This window comes from Vibrio sp. 10N.247.311.47 (assembly GCF_041467535.1).
GTDB classification, from domain to species: domain Bacteria; phylum Pseudomonadota; class Gammaproteobacteria; order Enterobacterales; family Vibrionaceae; genus Vibrio; species Vibrio crassostreae_C.
The window spans coordinates 1-17,078 of sequence record NZ_JBFSUR010000006.1 but is presented as its reverse complement, the minus strand read 5'-3'; the positions used below and the strand labels follow the sequence as shown (position 1 = coordinate 17,078).

The 17,078-nt window shown below is 45.5% G+C and carries 16 protein-coding genes and 1 pseudogene; 8 read left to right on the top strand and 9 right to left on the bottom strand.

What is annotated here, in order from left to right:
* The first annotated feature begins 174 nt into the window (after nt 1-174).
* Complete coding sequence (locus tag AB6E51_RS05880) at nt 175-2,247, top strand: alkyl/aryl-sulfatase (protein WP_372057875.1); 2,073 nt, start codon at nt 175-177, stop codon at nt 2,245-2,247.
* A gap of 195 nt (nt 2,248-2,442) precedes the next feature.
* On the opposite strand, the gene AB6E51_RS05875 is transcribed toward AB6E51_RS05880, so the two are convergent.
* Both AB6E51_RS05875 and AB6E51_RS05870 read right to left on the bottom strand, forming a co-directional pair.
* A complete protein-coding gene (locus tag AB6E51_RS05875) occupies nt 2,443-2,853 on the bottom strand; it encodes a LysR family transcriptional regulator (protein WP_017059460.1) in 411 nt (136 codons plus the stop codon).
* A 9-nt stretch (nt 2,854-2,862) separates the two neighbouring features.
* On the bottom strand, nt 2,863-4,236 hold the full coding sequence (locus AB6E51_RS05870; protein ID WP_372057877.1) for an MATE family efflux transporter: 1,374 nt from the start codon (nt 4,234-4,236) through the stop codon (nt 2,863-2,865).
* A 446-nt stretch (nt 4,237-4,682) separates the two neighbouring features.
* Here AB6E51_RS05870 and AB6E51_RS05865 point away from each other — a divergent pair.
* From AB6E51_RS05865 to AB6E51_RS05855, 3 genes and pseudogenes are all read left to right on the top strand, one after another.
* Nucleotides 4,683-4,841, top strand: a pseudogene (locus tag AB6E51_RS05865) (enoyl-CoA hydratase/isomerase family protein); the annotation flags it as partial.
* A gap of 238 nt (nt 4,842-5,079) precedes the next feature.
* Nucleotides 5,080-5,901: an SDR family NAD(P)-dependent oxidoreductase gene (locus tag AB6E51_RS05860; RefSeq protein WP_372057879.1), complete on the top strand. Its 822-nt coding sequence runs from the start codon at nt 5,080-5,082 to the stop codon at nt 5,899-5,901.
* Nucleotides 5,902-6,117: 216 nt separating this feature from the next.
* Nucleotides 6,118-6,993, top strand: a complete 876-nt coding sequence (locus AB6E51_RS05855) for a radical SAM protein (protein WP_372057881.1) — start codon at nt 6,118-6,120, stop codon at nt 6,991-6,993.
* A 90-nt stretch (nt 6,994-7,083) separates the two neighbouring features.
* Here the strand turns inward: AB6E51_RS05855 and AB6E51_RS05850 are convergent, their stop codons facing one another.
* The 3 genes from AB6E51_RS05850 to ascF form a co-directional block, all read right to left on the bottom strand.
* Complete coding sequence (locus AB6E51_RS05850; protein ID WP_065583747.1) at nt 7,084-7,701, bottom strand: bifunctional 4-hydroxy-2-oxoglutarate aldolase/2-dehydro-3-deoxy-phosphogluconate aldolase; 618 nt, start codon at nt 7,699-7,701, stop codon at nt 7,084-7,086.
* A 31-nt stretch (nt 7,702-7,732) separates the two neighbouring features.
* Nucleotides 7,733-9,163 carry a 6-phospho-beta-glucosidase gene (ascB, locus tag AB6E51_RS05845; RefSeq protein WP_017059454.1) on the bottom strand — a complete coding sequence of 477 codons (1,431 nt, stop codon included), beginning with the start codon at nt 9,161-9,163 and terminating at the stop codon, nt 7,733-7,735.
* Nucleotides 9,164-9,234: 71 nt separating this feature from the next.
* Nucleotides 9,235-10,713: a PTS cellobiose/arbutin/salicin transporter subunit IIBC gene (ascF, locus tag AB6E51_RS05840; RefSeq protein ID WP_017064040.1), complete on the bottom strand. Its 1,479-nt coding sequence runs from the start codon at nt 10,711-10,713 to the stop codon at nt 9,235-9,237.
* A 252-nt stretch (nt 10,714-10,965) separates the two neighbouring features.
* Between ascF and AB6E51_RS05835 the strand changes: the two genes are divergently transcribed.
* Both AB6E51_RS05835 and edd read left to right on the top strand, forming a co-directional pair.
* A complete protein-coding gene (locus AB6E51_RS05835) occupies nt 10,966-11,490 on the top strand; it encodes a gluconokinase (RefSeq protein WP_017059452.1) in 525 nt (174 codons plus the stop codon).
* Nucleotides 11,487-13,283: a phosphogluconate dehydratase gene (gene edd, locus AB6E51_RS05830; protein WP_372057883.1), complete on the top strand. Its 1,797-nt coding sequence runs from the start codon at nt 11,487-11,489 to the stop codon at nt 13,281-13,283. Before AB6E51_RS05835 ends, edd begins: the two co-directional genes overlap by 4 nt.
* Before the next feature lie 73 nt (nt 13,284-13,356).
* On the opposite strand, the gene AB6E51_RS05825 is transcribed toward edd, so the two are convergent.
* Together AB6E51_RS05825 and AB6E51_RS05820 are read right to left on the bottom strand one after the other, a co-directional pair.
* Nucleotides 13,357-14,364 (bottom strand): LacI family DNA-binding transcriptional regulator, encoded by a 1,008-nt coding sequence (locus AB6E51_RS05825; protein ID WP_017059450.1) that lies wholly within the window; start codon nt 14,362-14,364, stop codon nt 13,357-13,359.
* A gap of 144 nt (nt 14,365-14,508) precedes the next feature.
* The gene (locus tag AB6E51_RS05820; RefSeq protein ID WP_017059449.1) at nt 14,509-15,210 is read right to left on the bottom strand and encodes a lipoyl protein ligase domain-containing protein; all 702 of its coding nucleotides are present in this window, start codon (nt 15,208-15,210) and stop codon (nt 14,509-14,511) included.
* Between the two features lie 185 nt (nt 15,211-15,395).
* Here AB6E51_RS05820 and AB6E51_RS05815 point away from each other — a divergent pair, with 185 nt between their 5' ends.
* Both AB6E51_RS05815 and AB6E51_RS05810 read left to right on the top strand, forming a co-directional pair.
* On the top strand, nt 15,396-15,680 hold the full coding sequence (locus AB6E51_RS05815) for a hypothetical protein (protein ID WP_017059448.1): 285 nt from the start codon (nt 15,396-15,398) through the stop codon (nt 15,678-15,680).
* Nucleotides 15,677-15,955 carry a type II toxin-antitoxin system mRNA interferase toxin, RelE/StbE family gene (locus AB6E51_RS05810; RefSeq protein WP_017064043.1) on the top strand — a complete coding sequence of 93 codons (279 nt, stop codon included), beginning with the start codon at nt 15,677-15,679 and terminating at the stop codon, nt 15,953-15,955. Before AB6E51_RS05815 ends, AB6E51_RS05810 begins: the two co-directional genes overlap by 4 nt.
* 148 nt (nt 15,956-16,103) lie before the next feature.
* Here the strand turns inward: AB6E51_RS05810 and AB6E51_RS05805 are convergent, their stop codons facing one another.
* Together AB6E51_RS05805 and AB6E51_RS05800 are read right to left on the bottom strand one after the other, a co-directional pair.
* Entirely contained in the window at nt 16,104-16,391 is a 288-nt protein-coding gene (locus AB6E51_RS05805; protein WP_017064044.1) for a type II toxin-antitoxin system RelE/ParE family toxin, read from the bottom strand.
* Nucleotides 16,388-16,669 carry a type II toxin-antitoxin system Phd/YefM family antitoxin gene (locus AB6E51_RS05800; RefSeq protein WP_011080399.1) on the bottom strand — a complete coding sequence of 94 codons (282 nt, stop codon included), beginning with the start codon at nt 16,667-16,669 and terminating at the stop codon, nt 16,388-16,390. Before AB6E51_RS05800 ends, AB6E51_RS05805 begins: the two co-directional genes overlap by 4 nt.
* Nucleotides 16,670-17,078 lie beyond the last annotated feature (409 nt).

The window sequence follows — 17,078 nt, the reverse complement described above, 5'->3', positions numbered from 1 at the left end:
TCAATGTGGTCTTAATCAATCATAGGTCAGGATTCGCCTTCGTTCCCCAACCATTGCATGACTCAATACATAGCCAATCGTGATGTATTAAATAAAGCTTACTTTATTTTTTGCTATATGTCTTATTCCTATAATCGCCTCAACGAAACAAAATTCTGAAATGAAGAGGCTCTTATGACGACTTCACGCACGTTCAAAAATGCATCACTGTTCCTAGCTATCTCGCTCGCATTCCCTGCAGTTGCAGCTAACCATGACCACGCACACTTCAGCGAAATTGGCGACCAAGGTGGCAAAAGCGCAACCGAGATGACGACTAAGGCAAACCAAGAGTTCGCAAAAACACTTAACTTTGCCGACACTCGCGCTTTCGACAATAACAACAAGGGTCTTATTGCTAGCTTCGACCAAGAGACGGGCGACATCATTCGCAATAGCTTTAACTTTATCGACCCAAGTGTGACGAATGCAGACCAAGCACCAGATTCAGTAAACCCTTCACTGTGGCGCCAAGCGGTATTGAACCAAGCGGCGGAAGGTTTATATGAAGTTGTTCCGGGTAAAGTTTACCAAGTTCGAGGTGCTGACTTAGCGTCTATCTCTTTCATTCGTAGTGACAACGGTTGGATCGCTTACGACGTTCTTCTTACCAAAGAAGCGGCCGCTAAATCACTCAAATTCTTCAAGAGCAATGTGCCTGATGGCGGCGAACTGCCCGTCGTTGCTATGATTTACTCTCACTCGCACGCTGATCACTTTGGTGGCGCAAGAGCAATCAAAGACGCATACCCAGATGTAAAAGTGTACGGTTCGAAAAACATTACTAAAGAGATCGTCGACGAAAACGTATTGGCGGGTAATGCAATGTCTCGTCGTACCGCTTATCAGTATGGTGCAACCCTGAACCGACACGAGCACGGTATTGTTGATGCTGCACTGTCGAAAGGCCTATCAACCGGTAGCATTACTTACGTACTGCCAGACTACGAGCTGAACCATAACGAAGAGATTGAAACTCTGGTTATTGACGGCCTAGAAATGCAATTCATGGATGCTTCAGGTACCGAAGCGGCCTCTGAAATGGTGACGTATATTCCAAGCATGAAAGCACTTTGGACTGGCGAGCTGACTTACCAAGGCATGCATAACCTGTACACGCTGCGTGGCGCTAAAGTACGTGACGGCTTGAAATGGTCTAAGAAGATCAACGAGATGTTAGTCACTTGGGGTGAAGATACTGAGGTGCTGTTTGCGTCTCACTCAGCGCCAATCTGGGGCGAACAAGAGATCTCTGATTACCTAAAAATGCAGCGTGACGCTTACGGTTTTACTCATAACCAAACGCTTCGCTTAGCCAATAACGGTGTGGTTCTACAAGACATCGGGGACGAGATTTACAAGGTAATGCCAGACAGTATTCAACAGTCTTGGCACACCAACGGTTACCACGGTACTTACTCTCACAACGCTCGCGCTGTGTACAACATGTACCTTGGTTACTTCGACATGAACCCAGCTAACCTAAACCCATTACCAATCAAGCCAGAGTCAGTGAAGTTTGTTGAGTACATGGGCGGCAGCGACGCTGTGATTGAAAAAGCACAGCAAGACTTCCAAGAAGGTGAATACCGCTTCGTTGCAACAGCACTGAATAAGGTGATTCAAGCTGAGCCAGAGAACAAAGTTGCACGTGGCTTATTGGCAGATACATACGAGCAGTTGGGTTATCAATCAGAAGGTGCAGGTTGGAGAAACATCTACCTAACCGGCGCTCAAGAGCTTCGCATTGGAACACAACCGGGCGCACCAAAGACTGCATCTCCGGATGTGTTGGCTAACATGACCATTGAGAACTTGTTAGATTACTTAGCAGTTAAAGTGGACTCGCTAAAGGCACAAGAAACACCATTTACGTTGAATATTCAGCTGCCTGATGTGAAAGAGTTTTACTACGTTGAAATGTCTAACGGTAACCTGAACAACATTCAAGTGAACGAGCTGCAAGACGCCGATACAACACTGATCATCAATAAGTCTGACGTGTCTGACATCGTGCTTAAGAAAACAAGCCTTGGAAAACTGTTAGAAGACGGACAAGCAGGCGTGAAAGGTGATAAGACATCACTTAACAAACTGCTGTCTTCATTGACAGAAGCTGACACCTCTTTTGAGATTGTACCGCGTCCAAAAAAAGGCGAAGAAGTTGATGCAGAGCTATACCAAGATTCAGCGGTACACGCTCATTAAACGCCGGAAACACTAAGTAAAAACAACAACAGTTAGCTAGAAAAAACGTTCTATAAAGAACATAAAACAAGCCCCTACCTTTTGGTCGGGGCTTTCTTATTTGTTCTCAATAAGTGCTTCTTGAACGCTACTGCGTTTGCTCTATTACTGAGACTGAGAGCTTAATAAAACTGATAATTTGTTGAAGCTGATAGATTACTGAGTTTGCCCGTTTACGTCGCAATCCCAATAAGAAGGTGAACCATAATATTGAACAAAGTAATCGATAAATACGCGCACCTTTGGTGCAAGTAACTGAGCACTCGGGTATACCGCCCAGATAGCCGCCTCATCCTTTAAAGGGTAATCCGGCAACACCTCAACCAGCGAACCTTCCGCGAGCTGCTTGTATGCTATCCAACTCGCGCACATGGCAATGCCCAAGCCATCGACACATACATCCCTTACCGCTTCACCGTGATCGACGCGGATAGCACCTAGGCTCTCTTCGAGTTTTCCGATATGAATACTGGCTACCGGAGGTGACAACCCAAGCTCTTGTCCTGCTTGACCTATATTGTGCGTAGACGCGAGTCGCACAAACAATTTTAGATGTTCAATGTTCATCAATAATGGCTAGCCTGCGCTGAGTACACGCTGCTTATTGGCCGCAGCGGCACGGGGAATAATGTGAGTTTTAATATAGGCATTAAGCTTAAACCATGCAAAAGCGCCCGCTAAAACATTGGCGACTGTCGCCGCAATAACCGCGTTGATCATGTCTCCGGTTATCGAGCCAAGCCATAAAGCGGGAATGTAGAAAACAAACAAGCGTAAGAAAGAGACATTCAAAGCTTTGCGAGGCACACCCAAGGCATTAAAGACCGAAGCAACCAACATGCACAGCCCAAGCGGCCCATAGCTGAACGGTATAAATAACAAGGTCACTTCAAACCAGCTGCGTATGCTTTGTTCTTCCGAGATAACAGGAATAATCCAGCCACTAAACAGCGCCAGCAATGCTGCCATCACGGTGTGAAAAACCAATAAGAACTTCGCTGTTGTATTCAATAGCTCAGGGATTTTGCATCGCTGCTGCGCCCCTAGGTAACGACCAATCATAGGCGGGATAGACATGGTCAGAGCAAGAGAAAACACCAGCATAAAACTTTCAACACGGGCGAGTAAGCTCCAAAAAGCCATCTCATCGGTTCCGATTCTCGCAATCAATAGCATTGAGAAGAACGCGCTGACCGCAGGTAATATCTGATTCGCAGTGGTTGGCATTACCGTCTTGAATAACTCAAAACTGTAGCCTTTGATTCGGTTACTGCACGCGCCATTGAAGCCAAACCAACCTTTGCCGCGAGACTTGATTAGCATGTAGATTGCGCCGAAAGCGTAGCCAATGCTCGATGCGATCGCCGCCCCTGCGATGCCCATATCCAATCCAAAGATCAGAATAGGGTCGAGAATTAGGTTAATCACGCTAGCAGCCAAGAACATGCTTCCGGTTGTTTTGGTATCGCCATTGGCACGATAAACGCAGGTGGCCAGATAAAGCACCGCCACCATCAATGTACTGAACAACCACAGTGGCCAGTACACATTAAAAATAGACAGCATGGATTGGTATTGAGCGTCAGAGACATCATTCACAAACGACGCAAAAACAGAATCGCTAAAAACAATCAGCCCTATGCAGATCAAAGCAATCACCAACACTCCAAATCCAACCGACAGCGTCGCAATTGAAGTAGATTTACGTTGCTCTTTTGCCCCTACCGCTTGAGAAATAATGGACGTTGCCGCCACACCGATGCCCACTTGAACCCCGGTAAACGCTGCTTGAAATGGCAAGGTGATACCGTGAACCGCCAATTCATTCACCCCTAGCTGACCAATAAAGATCGAATCGACCAATTGAACCATCATGATCGCAAACACACCCAGCGTCAGTGGCAGCGTTTTCTCAATAATGGTTTTCAAAGTCGCGGATCTCATCTGCATAAGTCGGTTCACTCTTGTCTGTACCTTGGGGCTAATTACCTAGTTGAGCAGTATACGAAGCTAAATGAAAAGGATAAGAGCGCCAGACAAGGAATGAGTTTTTAGATTTCGTTGACAATCGAATTAGCAAGATACCTTCAACGTTAAAATATCCATCTAAGACACTGAATAAATTGAAATTATCAAACGCGCCAACACTCTTAATAATTCGTTAATAGTGTTTCGTTTAATGGTTAATTGTTGGTTCGAACATTTCTCGCTAGCCTGAATTTAGGTCGCATTCACACTGAATAGGCTGAAATGAAATCTCTCAGAAGGAATATGGAAATGGTATATCAAGGTTATACAACGTTTAAAGCTCAAGCCGAGGATGGAATTCTTACCGTCACTTTTGACTTCGGTACTGTGAATGTTCAAGGGCAAGAGACTTTGATGCTGACGAAGCCGAAGCACTCAAAGCGAAAGCTTATTGGTTGTATCAAGCTACGAGCAAAACCCCTGCGGTTAAGCGCTTCCAAATTGCCGATGAGCAAGGCCTAGAGCACGATATGGAAAACCAACGTAACTGGGAAACTCTGGTTATGAACGTTCAAGACATCAAATAACTCGGTCACTTCTCTTAACATCAAATAACTCGGTCACTTCTCTTAATTTGGGTCAGTCACAAACTGACCCATTGTCTTACTTAATCGTTAAACGCCAACGGTTAACCACCAAGTGTTAAAATGGTCATTATTTGCCCCATAGACTCACATTTGAGTCTTCAGCTTGTGAGCCAAATGCAACTATGTGTCATTAATCTTTGTTATAACGTTGTTCAAACTATTTTTTGAAGGACGGAATATGCAAAAAATAATTCTGATCACAGGTGCCACGGATGGCATTGGTTTAGAGACCGCAAAAGCACTAACGCAGCAAGGGCACCATGTTCTAATTCATGGCCGCAACCCAGCTAAGGTCAATAAAGTCGTGACCGCTCTGTCTCGCCTGTCTAAGAATGCAATCATCGAAAGCTACATCGCAGACCTATCGACGCTCTCTGAAGTTGAGGCGCTCGCAACCCAAATCAAAAGCGATCACAAACGACTCGATATACTCATTAACAACGCAGGTGTGTATAAGGTGTCGGACATCACCACTCCAGACAATCTTGATGTGCGTTTTGTCGTAAACACCATTGCGCCGTATCTACTGACAAAAAAGCTGCTTCCTCTTTTTGATGCGACAGGTCGTATCGTCAATCTATCTTCAGCAGCCCAAGCCCCCGTAGATTTAGATGCATTAATCAGCCCGAATGCGGGTGAACTTGATGGTCCGGTTTACGCGCAAAGTAAACTGGCGCTAACGATGTGGTCCATCGAATTAGCCAATACTCTTTTAGACAAGGGCACCGCAATTATCCCTGTAAACCCAGCCTCTTTCCTTGGCAGTAAATTGGTGAAAGATGCTTATGGCGTTGATGGAAACGATCTGGCGATTGGAGCCGATATTCTTTGTCGTGCTGCTCTCAGTGATGAGTTTGCCAACGCTTCCGGTAAATATTTTGATAATGATTCTGGGTTGTTCAAAGACCCGCACGCCGACGCATTAGACAACACTAAGAACCACAAGCTGGTGACAGTGCTTGATCAATTACTCGAAGAAAAGCTGTGCGTTGCGCATTGATCATTCATTAGTAAAGAACGACCACTAACACTCCCCCCACCACCACACACACAATCCAAGCCGCAGTTCTATCTATACAGACAAAGAACTGCGCGCTCTTTCGATTATTAAAATTTCTTTAATACTGATTCCCCGCTTTGCCCAATTATCACCCAAGATGCAGATTGCTAAACTTGCCCTCGTCGAAACAACACAGGCTACGGCTGAGGAGCATTTATGCGTTTTGAAGGTAAAGTTTATCGTCCTTGGATGGAAGCAGAGAGCGTACTCATCCAGACAACATTGGGGTGCAGTAATAACCAATGTACCTTCTGCACGATGTTTGATGATAAGCGTTTCAAAGTAAGAGACATCAAAGACATCTTTGAAGATATTGACGCGGCGAGAAAGATCTACTCGCATGTAGAGTCTATCTTTTTAGTCGATGGTAACGTGATGGCGATTAGAACCGAGATGCTGATTTCGATTCTGGATTACATCAAGATCACCTTCCCAGAGATCAAGAACATTTCTCTGTATTCAGGGTTCAATGACTTCCGTCGTAAGAGCTTGTCTGAACTGAAAGAGATTAAGTCGGCAGGTTTAAGCATGGCCTATTCAGGCTTGGAGTCAGGTGACCCAATTTTGCTTGAACGCATTCAAAAGCGCATGACGCGTGAGCATGCGATTGAAGGAATGAACCTAGCCCGTGAAGCAGACATCAAGGTGCTGGCTTCATTTATCTTTGGCCTTGGCGGCAAAGAGCGTTCTATAGAGCATGCGATTAATACCACCAGCTTGTTGAACATCATGCAGCCGGATGCGATTGCACCAATGGCTTTAGCCGTGCAACCGGGATCGGTATTGGAAAAAGAAGTAAACCGTGGCGAGTTTGTTTTACCAACGCCATTGCAGATTCTGGAAGAAGAAAAATACTTGCTCGAAAACCTAGAAGATTTCGATTGCTACTACTGGGGTGACCACGGCAATAACATCTCACCAATGCGTGGCATGTTGCCTCAGGCTCGTAAGCCGTTTCTTGATAAGATAAATCAAGACATCGCGCATAACCCAATCACTAAGCAAAACGTCATTAAAACCTTTGCTTGGTAACGAGTAACCTCTACATCGTTTGAAGCAGCCACAAAAAGGGCCAGTGTCAGCTGGCCCTTTCATTTTCTAGTTATGTCGCTCTCTATCGAACTATCTGGAGCCGACCGCTCGGACTAATTCTGCGATTCCATCCCAATCACCCTTGTCCATTTTGTCTGTCGGTACCATCCAAGTTCCACCGCAGGCAACGACTGATTTCAGTGCTAAGTAAGACTCAACGTTCGCTGGGCTTACACCGCCTGTAGGCATAAAGTTAACCGGGTAAACAGCCGTCAACGCTTTCAACATTGCGACACCGCCAGATGGCTCGGCAGGGAAGAACTTTAGTGTCTTAAGCCCCATTTCCATTGCTTGTTCAACCAAGCTTGGGTTACTCACTCCAGGAACAATCGTAACCCCTCTTTGCTGACAGTATTTGACTGTGGTTGGATTCAAACCTGGGCTGACAATGAAATCAACACCCGCATTAATGGCAGTATCCACCTGCTCTGTAGTCAGCACAGTACCTGCGCCAATCAGTAACTCAGGGTAAGCTTCACGCATCAAACGAATCGACTCAGCTGCCGCTTCTGTACGAAATGTCACTTCAGCACAAGGCAAGCCATTTTCAACCAGTACTTTCGCAAGCGGCACAGCCTGAGCAACGTCATTAATGGCGATCACCGGAACGATGCGAATATCTCTGAGTCGCTGTTCAATTGTTTTCATTGTTCATTTCTCTCATTATCAAACAGACAAATTAAGCCAAGTCGCTGCCGTTGCTTGCGATCACTTTTTTGTACCAGTGGAATGACTTTTTAGGAATACGATTTAACGTACCATTGCCTAGGTTGTCTCTGTCCACGTAGATAAACCCATAGCGCTTGCTCATCTCTCCGGTCGACGCCGCAACAAGATCGATACAACCCCAAGGTGTGTAACCCATCAATGGTACACCGTCTTCCATTGCTTCATGCATCGCAACAATGTGCTGACGAAGGTAATCAATGCGGTAATCATCGTTCACTTCTCCATTGTCATCCAAGGTATCACGAGCACCTAAGCCATTTTCTACCAAGAAAAGTGGTTTCTGGTAACGGTCATAGAGTGTGTTCATCGTAATTCGAAGACCTGTAGGGTCAATGACCCAGCCCCAATCACTTGCTGGAAGATGAGGGTTTTTGATGGACTTAACGACGTTCGCTGCACTCGTATTTCCTGCATTCATATCAGCGGAAGCACAGCGTGAAGCGTAATAACTGAAAGAAATGAAATCGACAGTATTTTTCAGAATCTCGAAATCTTCTTCTTGTGTTTCAAGCACCACACCTTTGTTATCAAACACTTTTTGAGCATAAGATGGGTAGTAACCACGCGATTGAACATCGATAAAGAACAGGTTCTCGCGGTCTTTTTCCATAGCCATCAGCACATCTTCTGGCTTACATGAATATGGATAGAAGTTACCGCCCGCCAGCATACAACCCACTTGGTTTTGCTCATCAACTTCATGGGCAATCTTGGTTACCAAAGCGCTTGCTACTAGCTCATGGTGAGCTGCTTGGTACTTCACTTGATCGTGATTTTCGCCTTCCTGAAACAACAATCCAGCACCAGAAAACGGGCTCGCTAGTAAAATATTGATTTCGTTGAAAGTTAACCAGTATTTCACCAAGCCTTTGTAGTTTTCGAAACAGGTTCTCGCGTAACGGCTAAAGAACTCAATCATCTTACGATTACGCCACGAACCATACTCGTTGACCAAGTGCATAGGCACATCGAAATGGCACAAGGTAACGAGCGGCTCAATACCGTATTTCTTACACTCTTCAAAAACATCACGGTAAAAATCTAAGCCAGCTTGGTTCGGCTCTAGCTCGTCACCTTTTGGAAAGATTCGGCTCCAAGCGATGGATACGCGGAAGACTTTAAATCCCATCTCTGCCAGCAAGGCGATGTCTTCTTTGTAACGGTGATAAAAGTCTATCGCGTTATGGCTTGGGTAGAACTCGTCTTCGCTGAGCGTCACCTTATCAACCTGACCAAGCTTAATTGGCATGCGGTTCTCACCATAAGGGATCATATCTACGGTTGTTAGGCCTTTACCACCCGCTAAGTGAGCACCTTCAGACTGGTTTGCAGCAATAGCGCCGCCCCATAAGAAATCTTCGGGAAATTGAATGTTTGACATCGAATACCTCGGAAACAATAAAAGTCACCTTACGCTGAAGTAAGGTGACTGAATAAATTAATCAATTCTAATTAAGACGCGGACACTACTGTCGGCTTGTCTTCTGCCTTACCAGCTTCTTTGTTTGCTGACTCTGAAGTTGCTTTCTCATCGGCATCATCTTCTGGAACATCTTCAAAGCCTAAAACTAGGGTTAGAACAAATGACAGAACAATAGACAATGCGATCAGACCGAACACCCAAACGATACTCATTGGGTCATTCACATCGAAGAACTGAACACTCGTAAACAAGCTTGGTGCTGCCATCGAGTGACTCGCAAGGCCACCCATGCCCGCTAATGCACCTACGATAAAACCAGTAATCATTGTTGCGATAAGTGGACGTTTCAGACGAACAAGCACGCCGTACAATGCAGGCTCAGAGATACCGGCGAAGATAGCTGAAGCACCTGCGGCTAATGATGTCTGCTTTAGTGCGCTGTTTTTGGTTTTGTAAGCAACAGCCAGACACGCACCACCCATACCGAGGTTGGCACCGATTTCTGAAGGCATAACCATACCTTCACGACCCGTCTCAGCAATGGTTTGAATAATCGTTGGAGTAAATACACGGTGCATACCAGTAAGAACAAGTAGAGGCCACAGTGCGCCCATGATAGCAACCGACAACCAACCTAATGTGTCATGAATTGTGTAAACAAGCGCTGAAAGTGCAGTACCAACCCAAATACCAAATGGACCGATAAGTACGATAGCAACCGGAGCTGCAATCAATACGATAAGCATAGGTTTCAGGAAGTTTTTAGTCACAGCAGGGGTAATGCTATCTACCCAACGTTCTATGTAAGAAAGAGCCCAAGTCATCACAAGTACAGGAATAACCGTGTAGGTATATTTCACTGACGTGATTGGGATACCGAAGAAATCAACGTGCTTGCCTTCTGCTGCTTGCGCCATCAATTCCATAAAGTTCGGGTGGATTAAGACACCGGCAATCGCAATGGAAAGAGACATATTGGTCTTGAATTTGATCGATGCGGAAGCGGCAACCATAACCGGTAGGAAGAAGAAGGCGCCATCGCCAATCGCTTTCAAGATAATCAAGGTAGGTGCATTTGGCTCAACCCAGCCCAGCATCTCAAGTACCATGGCGAGCAGTTTGACCATTGAAGCGCCAATGATTGCTGGGATAAGAGGCGACATGGTACCAACCAGTGCGTCCAACATTTTCGCACCAATTGACTTAGCCGTTAGCTTCTCTTTTTTAGCAGGAACCTCTGACTCAGATACAGTGGATAGCTCACAAAGCGCCATCACTTCTTTGTATGCATACGATACCTCGTTACCAATGATAACTTGTACTTTGTCTCCATTATCAACAACACCCATCACACCTTTCAGTGCTTTTAGCTTGTTAATATCGACGCCATCTTGGCTGTGTAAAACGAATCGTAGTCGAGTCATACAGTGTGTTAGGGCAGCCACATTTGTCTTGCCCCCAAGATGCTCAACAACAGATTTCGCAATTGCGCGGTAATCGTTGGCCATTTTATCCCCCAAAGATCTCTTTCCAGTGATTTTTAAACGCGAATATAGTGAGATGTGACTAATTTTCCGTCAGTAGGATGCAAAAACAATCACAATTGTTGTGAATTGTTGTGAATTGTTGTTTTGTGTCCTTCATCACACTTCCTTAAGTTACCGGTAACATGTTACCGGTAACGATTATAAGATAAAGCCATATTTACAAGCGATGTTCAAAATTGAGATCACGCGCAAATTTGTTAAGAGGATTGAGTTATGGCTGGTAGTAGTGTCATCGTCATGGGTGTCAGTGCTTGTGGGAAAAGCACGATAGGCGAGCAGTTGGCAAAAAAACTTGGGCGTAAGTTCATTGATGGTGACGACCTTCATCCTCGAGCAAACATTCAAAAAATGGCGTCAGGCCAACCTCTTAATGATGATGATCGCATTCCATGGCTGGAACGCGTTCGTGATGCAGCGTACAGCCTAGAAAGTAAAAATGAGCACGGCATTATTGTGTGTTCTGCGTTGAAGAAGAAGTACCGCGACCAAATTCGCGAAGGGAACAAAAACCTCACCTTTCTCTTTTTAGATGGCAACATTGACCTGATCTTGCATCGAATGCGTCAGCGCCAAGGCCACTTCATGAAAGAGAACATGATTAAAAGCCAGTTCGAAACATTAGAAAGACCCGATCACGAGCCAGATACGGTTGTCATCAGCATTGATGGCGATATTGATGACGTTGTGGACTGTGCTGCCATTGTGCTTTCAATGACTGATGAGGCAGAAACAGCATGACCCTTCCAACCATCCAAGCGGTGACTCAACGATTAATTGAACGAAGCAAAGAGACTCATGAAGCGTTTCTAAACCGAACCCAACACCAAGCCTCTGCTGGCAAAGGTGGTAAAGGGCTTTCTTGCGGCAACTTGGCTCATGCTGTCGCAGCTTCTTGCTCCGATGAGAAACGCTCGATTCTTGATCTCACTAAATCCAATGTGGCGTTAATCAGCTCTTACAACGATATGTTAAGCGCTCACCAGCCGTATCAACACTATCCAGATCAGATCAAAAAGGCGTTAGCTAAGTTCGGCCACACCTCTCAAGTAGCGGGCTGTGTTCCCGCGATGTGCGATGGGGTAACTCAAGGCCAACCAGGCATGGATATGTCTTTGTTTTCAAGGGACTTGATTGCTCAATCGACCGTTCTTTCACTGAGTCACAACGTGTTTGATTCAACCCTATTACTTGGTATTTGCGACAAGATAGCTCCAGGACAACTGATGGGCGCGCTCTCTTTTGCACATCTACCCACCGCTTTTGTTCCGGCGGGCTTGATGGCAACGGGCATCAGCAATGATGAGAAAGTACATATTCGCCAAGAATACGCGGCTGGTAAGGTAGGAAAAAGTGCCTTACTGGATATGGAGTGCAACGCTTATCACTCAGCGGGCACCTGCACTTTTTACGGCACAGCCAATACCAATCAGCTGGTATTTGAAGCGATGGGGCTGATGCTTCCGGGCTCAGCGTTTATTCACCCTGACTCTGAATTGCGCGCATCACTCACTCAGCATGCCGCCATTGAAATTGCTTCAATGACACCACAAGCCGCAAACTTCCGCCCACTTTCTGAAGTCTTTACCGCTAAAAGCTTAATCAATGGCATTGTTGCCCTACTCGCATCAGGTGGCAGCACTAACCACAGCATTCACATGGTCGCAGTAGCACGCGCAGCAGGATTTATTCTGACTTGGCAAGACATCAGCGATCTATCCGATGTAGTGCCTTTACTTGCTCGAGTTTATCCCAACGGTCCAGCAGATATGAATGCGTTCCAAACGGCAGGCGGAGTTCCCGCGCTGCTACGCCGTTTAGATCAAGCCAACTTACTGCACCGAGATGTCACACCTACCTTTGGCTCGTTTGAAGATCAAATGAGTATTCCAGAGCTTGAAAATGGAAAGCTAACGTGGAAAAAGTGCAAACAGTCGGCAGATGCAGAGGTAATTGCAGGCCAAGAACAGGTATTCCAAAGCACAGGCGGAACGCGAGTCCTTTCAGGGAACCTTGGCAACGCAGTGATTAAAGTGTCAGCGGTTGCAGAAGAGCAACGTGTAATAGAAGCACCCGCGGCAGTTTTTGATTGCCAACATAAGGTAGAAGCTGCGTATCAACGAGGTGAGCTCAACAAAGATTGCATTGTTGTGGTGATAAATAATGGACCAGCTGCGAACGGTATGCCTGAACTGCACAAGCTTATGCCGATTCTAGGTAATGTTCAGAAACAAGGGTTTAAAGTGGCTCTGGTTACTGATGGGCGCCTTTCTGGAGCCTCAGGAAAGATCCCATCCGCGATTCATGTCTCACCAGAGGCCATTCGAGGAGGAACTATTGGGCTTGTTCGCGAAGGCGATATCCTGCGCTTAGATTGCGCGAGTGGCGAACTCAATAACCTCAACGACATGCAGTCTCGCCAAGCGAAGGTGTTTGAGGTAGACGCTAACCAGCAAACCATGGGGCGCAACCTATTTAGCGTGATGCGCCAAAGCGTTTCGAGTGCAGAACAAGGGGCGAGTTTTATCGTCTAACTGTGTCATCGCTTAAATGTAAAAGCAAAAGGGGCATCATTTCGATGCCCCTTTCAGTTTCCACGATACTTGGTTAAACGCTTTCGCCATCCGTGATGCGATAGCCCATATCCACTACCGTTTCCGTGACTGGCTCACCTTTCAATCGGGCAAGCAGTAGCTCGGCACTTTTCTTACCTATTTCATAACGTGGCGTATCCACGCTAGTCAGTTTTGGGCGTATGGTTTGACCGATATCTAACGCGTTATAGCCCACCACAGATAGCTGTTGCGGCACTTGGATTCCACGTTGCTGGGCAATGAGCAAGGTACCTATCGCGATGTCATCATTGGTGCAGAACACGCCATCTAGATCTGGGTAATCCGCAAGAGCGCGATCAAGCAGATCTTCAGCCAAAGAGAAGTTAGAGTGCTGTTCAGTCAACACGTGTTTAGGCTCTAATCCAGCCTCATACATCGCTTTGTCATAGCCTTGCAAACGCAACTTGGTTCGCGCATCCAATCGAGCGCCAAAGTAAGCAATAGAGCGTTTACCAGCTTCAATCATTCGCTTCACGACATGGTAAGAAGCATCAATATGGTCCAAGCCAACAACCATATCGATCGGATTGGTTGGGAGTTCCATCGTTTCAACAACAGAAACACCTGAATTCTTGATCATCTGTAACGTGCGGGGGGTGTGGTGGCTTTCCGTCAATATCAACCCATCAACTTGATACGAAAGCAGAGAAGCAATCTTTTCCTCTTCTTCCACAGCATCATAGCTAAAGTGAGCAAGCAACGTCTCGTAGCCATTCTCTTTAGTAACCGTTTCGATACCTTGAACAAACGCGGCAAAGATTTGGTTTGATAACGAAGGGAGCAAGATACCGATCGCTTTACTCGACGATTTAGAGAGCATAGCTGGCGCTTTGTTTTCGATGTATCCCATCTCTTCAATAACCGCTGCAATTTTAACGCGAGTTTTGGCTGCGACTGAATCGGGATTGCGCATGTAACGAGAGACGGTCATCTTTGTGACCCCCACTTTGTCTGCAACATCTTGAAGTGTGGTTCGAGTTTTCTTCTGCTGTTCTGTCATAACTATTTGAACTCTTTATTATGTTACAAGTAACATTATAAAGTTCTCACCGCCTCAAGTTCAACCCATTCGTTCTCATCGACACATAGTATTGAAATCGTTCTACCATCGGCAAATTAGTTTGGCGTTAACGAAAGGTTGGTATCACGCATGCTTGATGAAAGCTTGGCTTAACTGCTGAAAGAGTGAGTCTACGTTGGGTAGAGTTGTCAGATGTGCGGACAACGGAGTATGAACTTGCGCGTCCACCACGGTTGGATTGCCACAAACTTGATTATAAAAATTTACGGGTGCAACGATGTTCTCTAGGTCGACATCCAACAAGATACAAGCTTGCGAAAGTACGATTTGGCCGCCCCCTTGTTTAAGCAAAACACGCTGCGCCGTGCCCACTATTTTTTGTTTATTGATATTGAGGTTGTAGTCACCATCACAATAAGAACCGGGAGTCGCGTGTACATCCACATCGATGCCCAGTTCTTTAAAAAACAGGGTTAAGACATTGCACAGATGTAGATACGCTTTTTGGATGTTGTAGGCTTCATCACGAGGCCAATGGTAAATGTGCGATAAGTTAATGATCCCCGGCAGTTGGGGAACGGGAGCGCCGCCTGTTTTACGTGAGGTGAGTTGCCAACCTTGTGCCGCGAGTTGTTTTCTAGACTCTACGGTCACAGGCCACTTTTTACCTGCGGGCAAAACAAGTGTCGGCGCTTTTGCTTGCCACAACATTAAGGCTTGCCCAATCTCACCCGCCTGAATTTGCTGCAATAATTCAGCTTCTTTTTCAAACGCACGATCAACATCAATGTGCGGGTAACGTACGAGTTTATTGGTTAACTTCAATGCACTTTCCTCTACAGATTGTGGTGACCTATCATTTAACGTTCTGCAATGGTTGATGAGATATGGGACTATGTGCGATGAAACATAGCACCAAAAGTTAGTTATTGGCGCCATAGTAGCTTGTCAGTTGCCCATCTCAAAGGTGAGTGCTAACATTTGTACACACACCAATAAAGGAATACATCATGGACACTAGAATTCAATTTCGTGTTGATGAAGAAACAAAACGCCTAGCTCAACAGATGGCTGAGAGCCAAGGTCGCACACTGAGTGGTGCTTGCCGTGAGCTTACTGAGCAACTCGCTGAGCAACAAAGACAGACATTATCTCACGATGCATGGCTAACTGAACAAGTAAACCTAGCATTTGAGAAGTTTGACTCAGGAGAATCCGTTTTCGTTGAACACCAAACTGCTAAATCTCGAATGGAAGAACGCAAAGCCAGAATACGTAATCGAGGTAAGCAATGATTTTATGGGAAGAAGAATCACTCAATGATCGTGAAAGGATCTTTGAGTTTATCTATGACTTCAACCCTGATGCGGCAGAAAACGCTGACAACCTCATTGAAACAAAAGTAGAAAACTTGCTTGAGCAGCCTCTAATGGGTGTACAGAGAGACGGCATTCGTGGGCAATTACTTATAATTCCTGAGATTTCAATGATCGTCTCCTATTGGATCGAAGGCGACATTATCCGAATTATGCGCGTACTCCACCAGAAACAAAAGTTCCCAATGGATTGATTACTTCCTCTGGGCAACTAGCCCAATTAAGGGGTGAACAACGCCTCCACCCAACCTAAAGCATTGTGCCATAAACACTAAATTTGAAGTAGAAGAAAAATGCCAAGCGTTGTGAATCACTCTTAAATTGCTTGTTATAACACAATTGCTACACGTCACTTTCCGTTAGTATCTGACGACAATTTCGTACTGTGAGGACGCGAATTTCATGGCTAAGGCTATATATGATGCGATAGTGACCAAACAAAATTTCACGGTAATTGGTATGAGGCAGCTCAGGAACCATTCGCCCCATGTCAGGCATACTTGAGAGTAAATCAGTTTTATCAAAAACCTCATTAACCCAGTTTTCTGCCGCCACTGGATTATCCAGTGAAATAAACTCGGCTGCATCACCTAACTTTTGTAATGCTAGTGGTGACCAGACTACTTTCATTTCTTAATGCGCCCCAATACTTGAGCACGAGCGTCTTCATTGGAAACACCTAAACCTGAAGCTAATTGTGCTTCAGCAGTACGCATTTCTTCCAGTAACTCGATCTTCTCTTGCATTGCTTCATATTCTGCAACATCAAGGACAACCGCAACACCCTTACCACGTTGTGTGATAACTAGTGGTCTGCGAGTTTCGTTAATCTGTTTAATAAATGACGTCACGCCAGCACGAAATTCAGACAAAGGCTGAATATCTTGATCAAAATGGATGCGGCTCATGTTGAACTCCCTATGGTACAATTTAATGTACAAATAATAGTTCAAATAGCAATTTTGAGCAATAGCCTGATTTTGTGTTATAGCCCTGTTAAGGTGTGAGCAACGCAATACCGATGCTACCGTATACCGCCTTAAACACTGAACGCAACGCATAATAAAAATGCCACGCGTTGCGAATCACTCTTAAACAGTTTGTATGGATAATAAGCGCTCCAATCGGGTAATGTGAGACCCAGGCTTTAGCTGCAACTAAAGCTTTCTATGTAGCAGTTCGTTTAAACGCTGGCTCCTCTATCGAGAGACCGATAACAAACATGAACGCTACATAGGACTTCAAGCATAAACCTCGAATAGTCGACTGGGTCTCGAACCCGCATTACGCAAGCATGAGTTAGCTTATTATGAATAC

Bases quoted from the DNA above. Each gene is read 5' to 3' on its own strand.
- AB6E51_RS05805 (WP_017064044.1), bottom strand. From the start codon at position 16,391: ATGAAAGTAGTCTGGTCACCACTAGCATTACAAAAGTTAGGTGATGCA.
- AB6E51_RS05875 (WP_017059460.1), bottom strand. From the start codon at position 2,853: ATGAACATTGAACATCTAAAATTGTTTGTGCGACTCGCGTCTACGCAC.
- AB6E51_RS05800 (WP_011080399.1), bottom strand. From the start codon at position 16,669: ATGAGCCGCATCCATTTTGATCAAGATATTCAGCCTTTGTCTGAATTT.
- ascB (WP_017059454.1), bottom strand. From the start codon at position 9,163: ATGTCAAACATTCAATTTCCCGAAGATTTCTTATGGGGCGGCGCTATT.
- AB6E51_RS05855 (WP_372057881.1), top strand. From the start codon at position 6,118: ATGCGTTTTGAAGGTAAAGTTTATCGTCCTTGGATGGAAGCAGAGAGC.
- edd (WP_372057883.1), top strand. From the start codon at position 11,487: ATGACCCTTCCAACCATCCAAGCGGTGACTCAACGATTAATTGAACGA.
- AB6E51_RS05825 (WP_017059450.1), bottom strand. From the start codon at position 14,364: ATGACAGAACAGCAGAAGAAAACTCGAACCACACTTCAAGATGTTGCA.
- AB6E51_RS05810 (WP_017064043.1), top strand. From the start codon at position 15,677: ATGATTTTATGGGAAGAAGAATCACTCAATGATCGTGAAAGGATCTTT.
- AB6E51_RS05850 (WP_065583747.1), bottom strand. From the start codon at position 7,701: ATGAAAACAATTGAACAGCGACTCAGAGATATTCGCATCGTTCCGGTG.
- AB6E51_RS05860 (WP_372057879.1), top strand. From the start codon at position 5,080: ATGCAAAAAATAATTCTGATCACAGGTGCCACGGATGGCATTGGTTTA.
- AB6E51_RS05880 (WP_372057875.1), top strand. From the start codon at position 175: ATGACGACTTCACGCACGTTCAAAAATGCATCACTGTTCCTAGCTATC.
- AB6E51_RS05870 (WP_372057877.1), bottom strand. From the start codon at position 4,236: ATGCAGATGAGATCCGCGACTTTGAAAACCATTATTGAGAAAACGCTG.
- AB6E51_RS05815 (WP_017059448.1), top strand. From the start codon at position 15,396: ATGGACACTAGAATTCAATTTCGTGTTGATGAAGAAACAAAACGCCTA.
- ascF (WP_017064040.1), bottom strand. From the start codon at position 10,713: ATGGCCAACGATTACCGCGCAATTGCGAAATCTGTTGTTGAGCATCTT.
- AB6E51_RS05835 (WP_017059452.1), top strand. From the start codon at position 10,966: ATGGCTGGTAGTAGTGTCATCGTCATGGGTGTCAGTGCTTGTGGGAAA.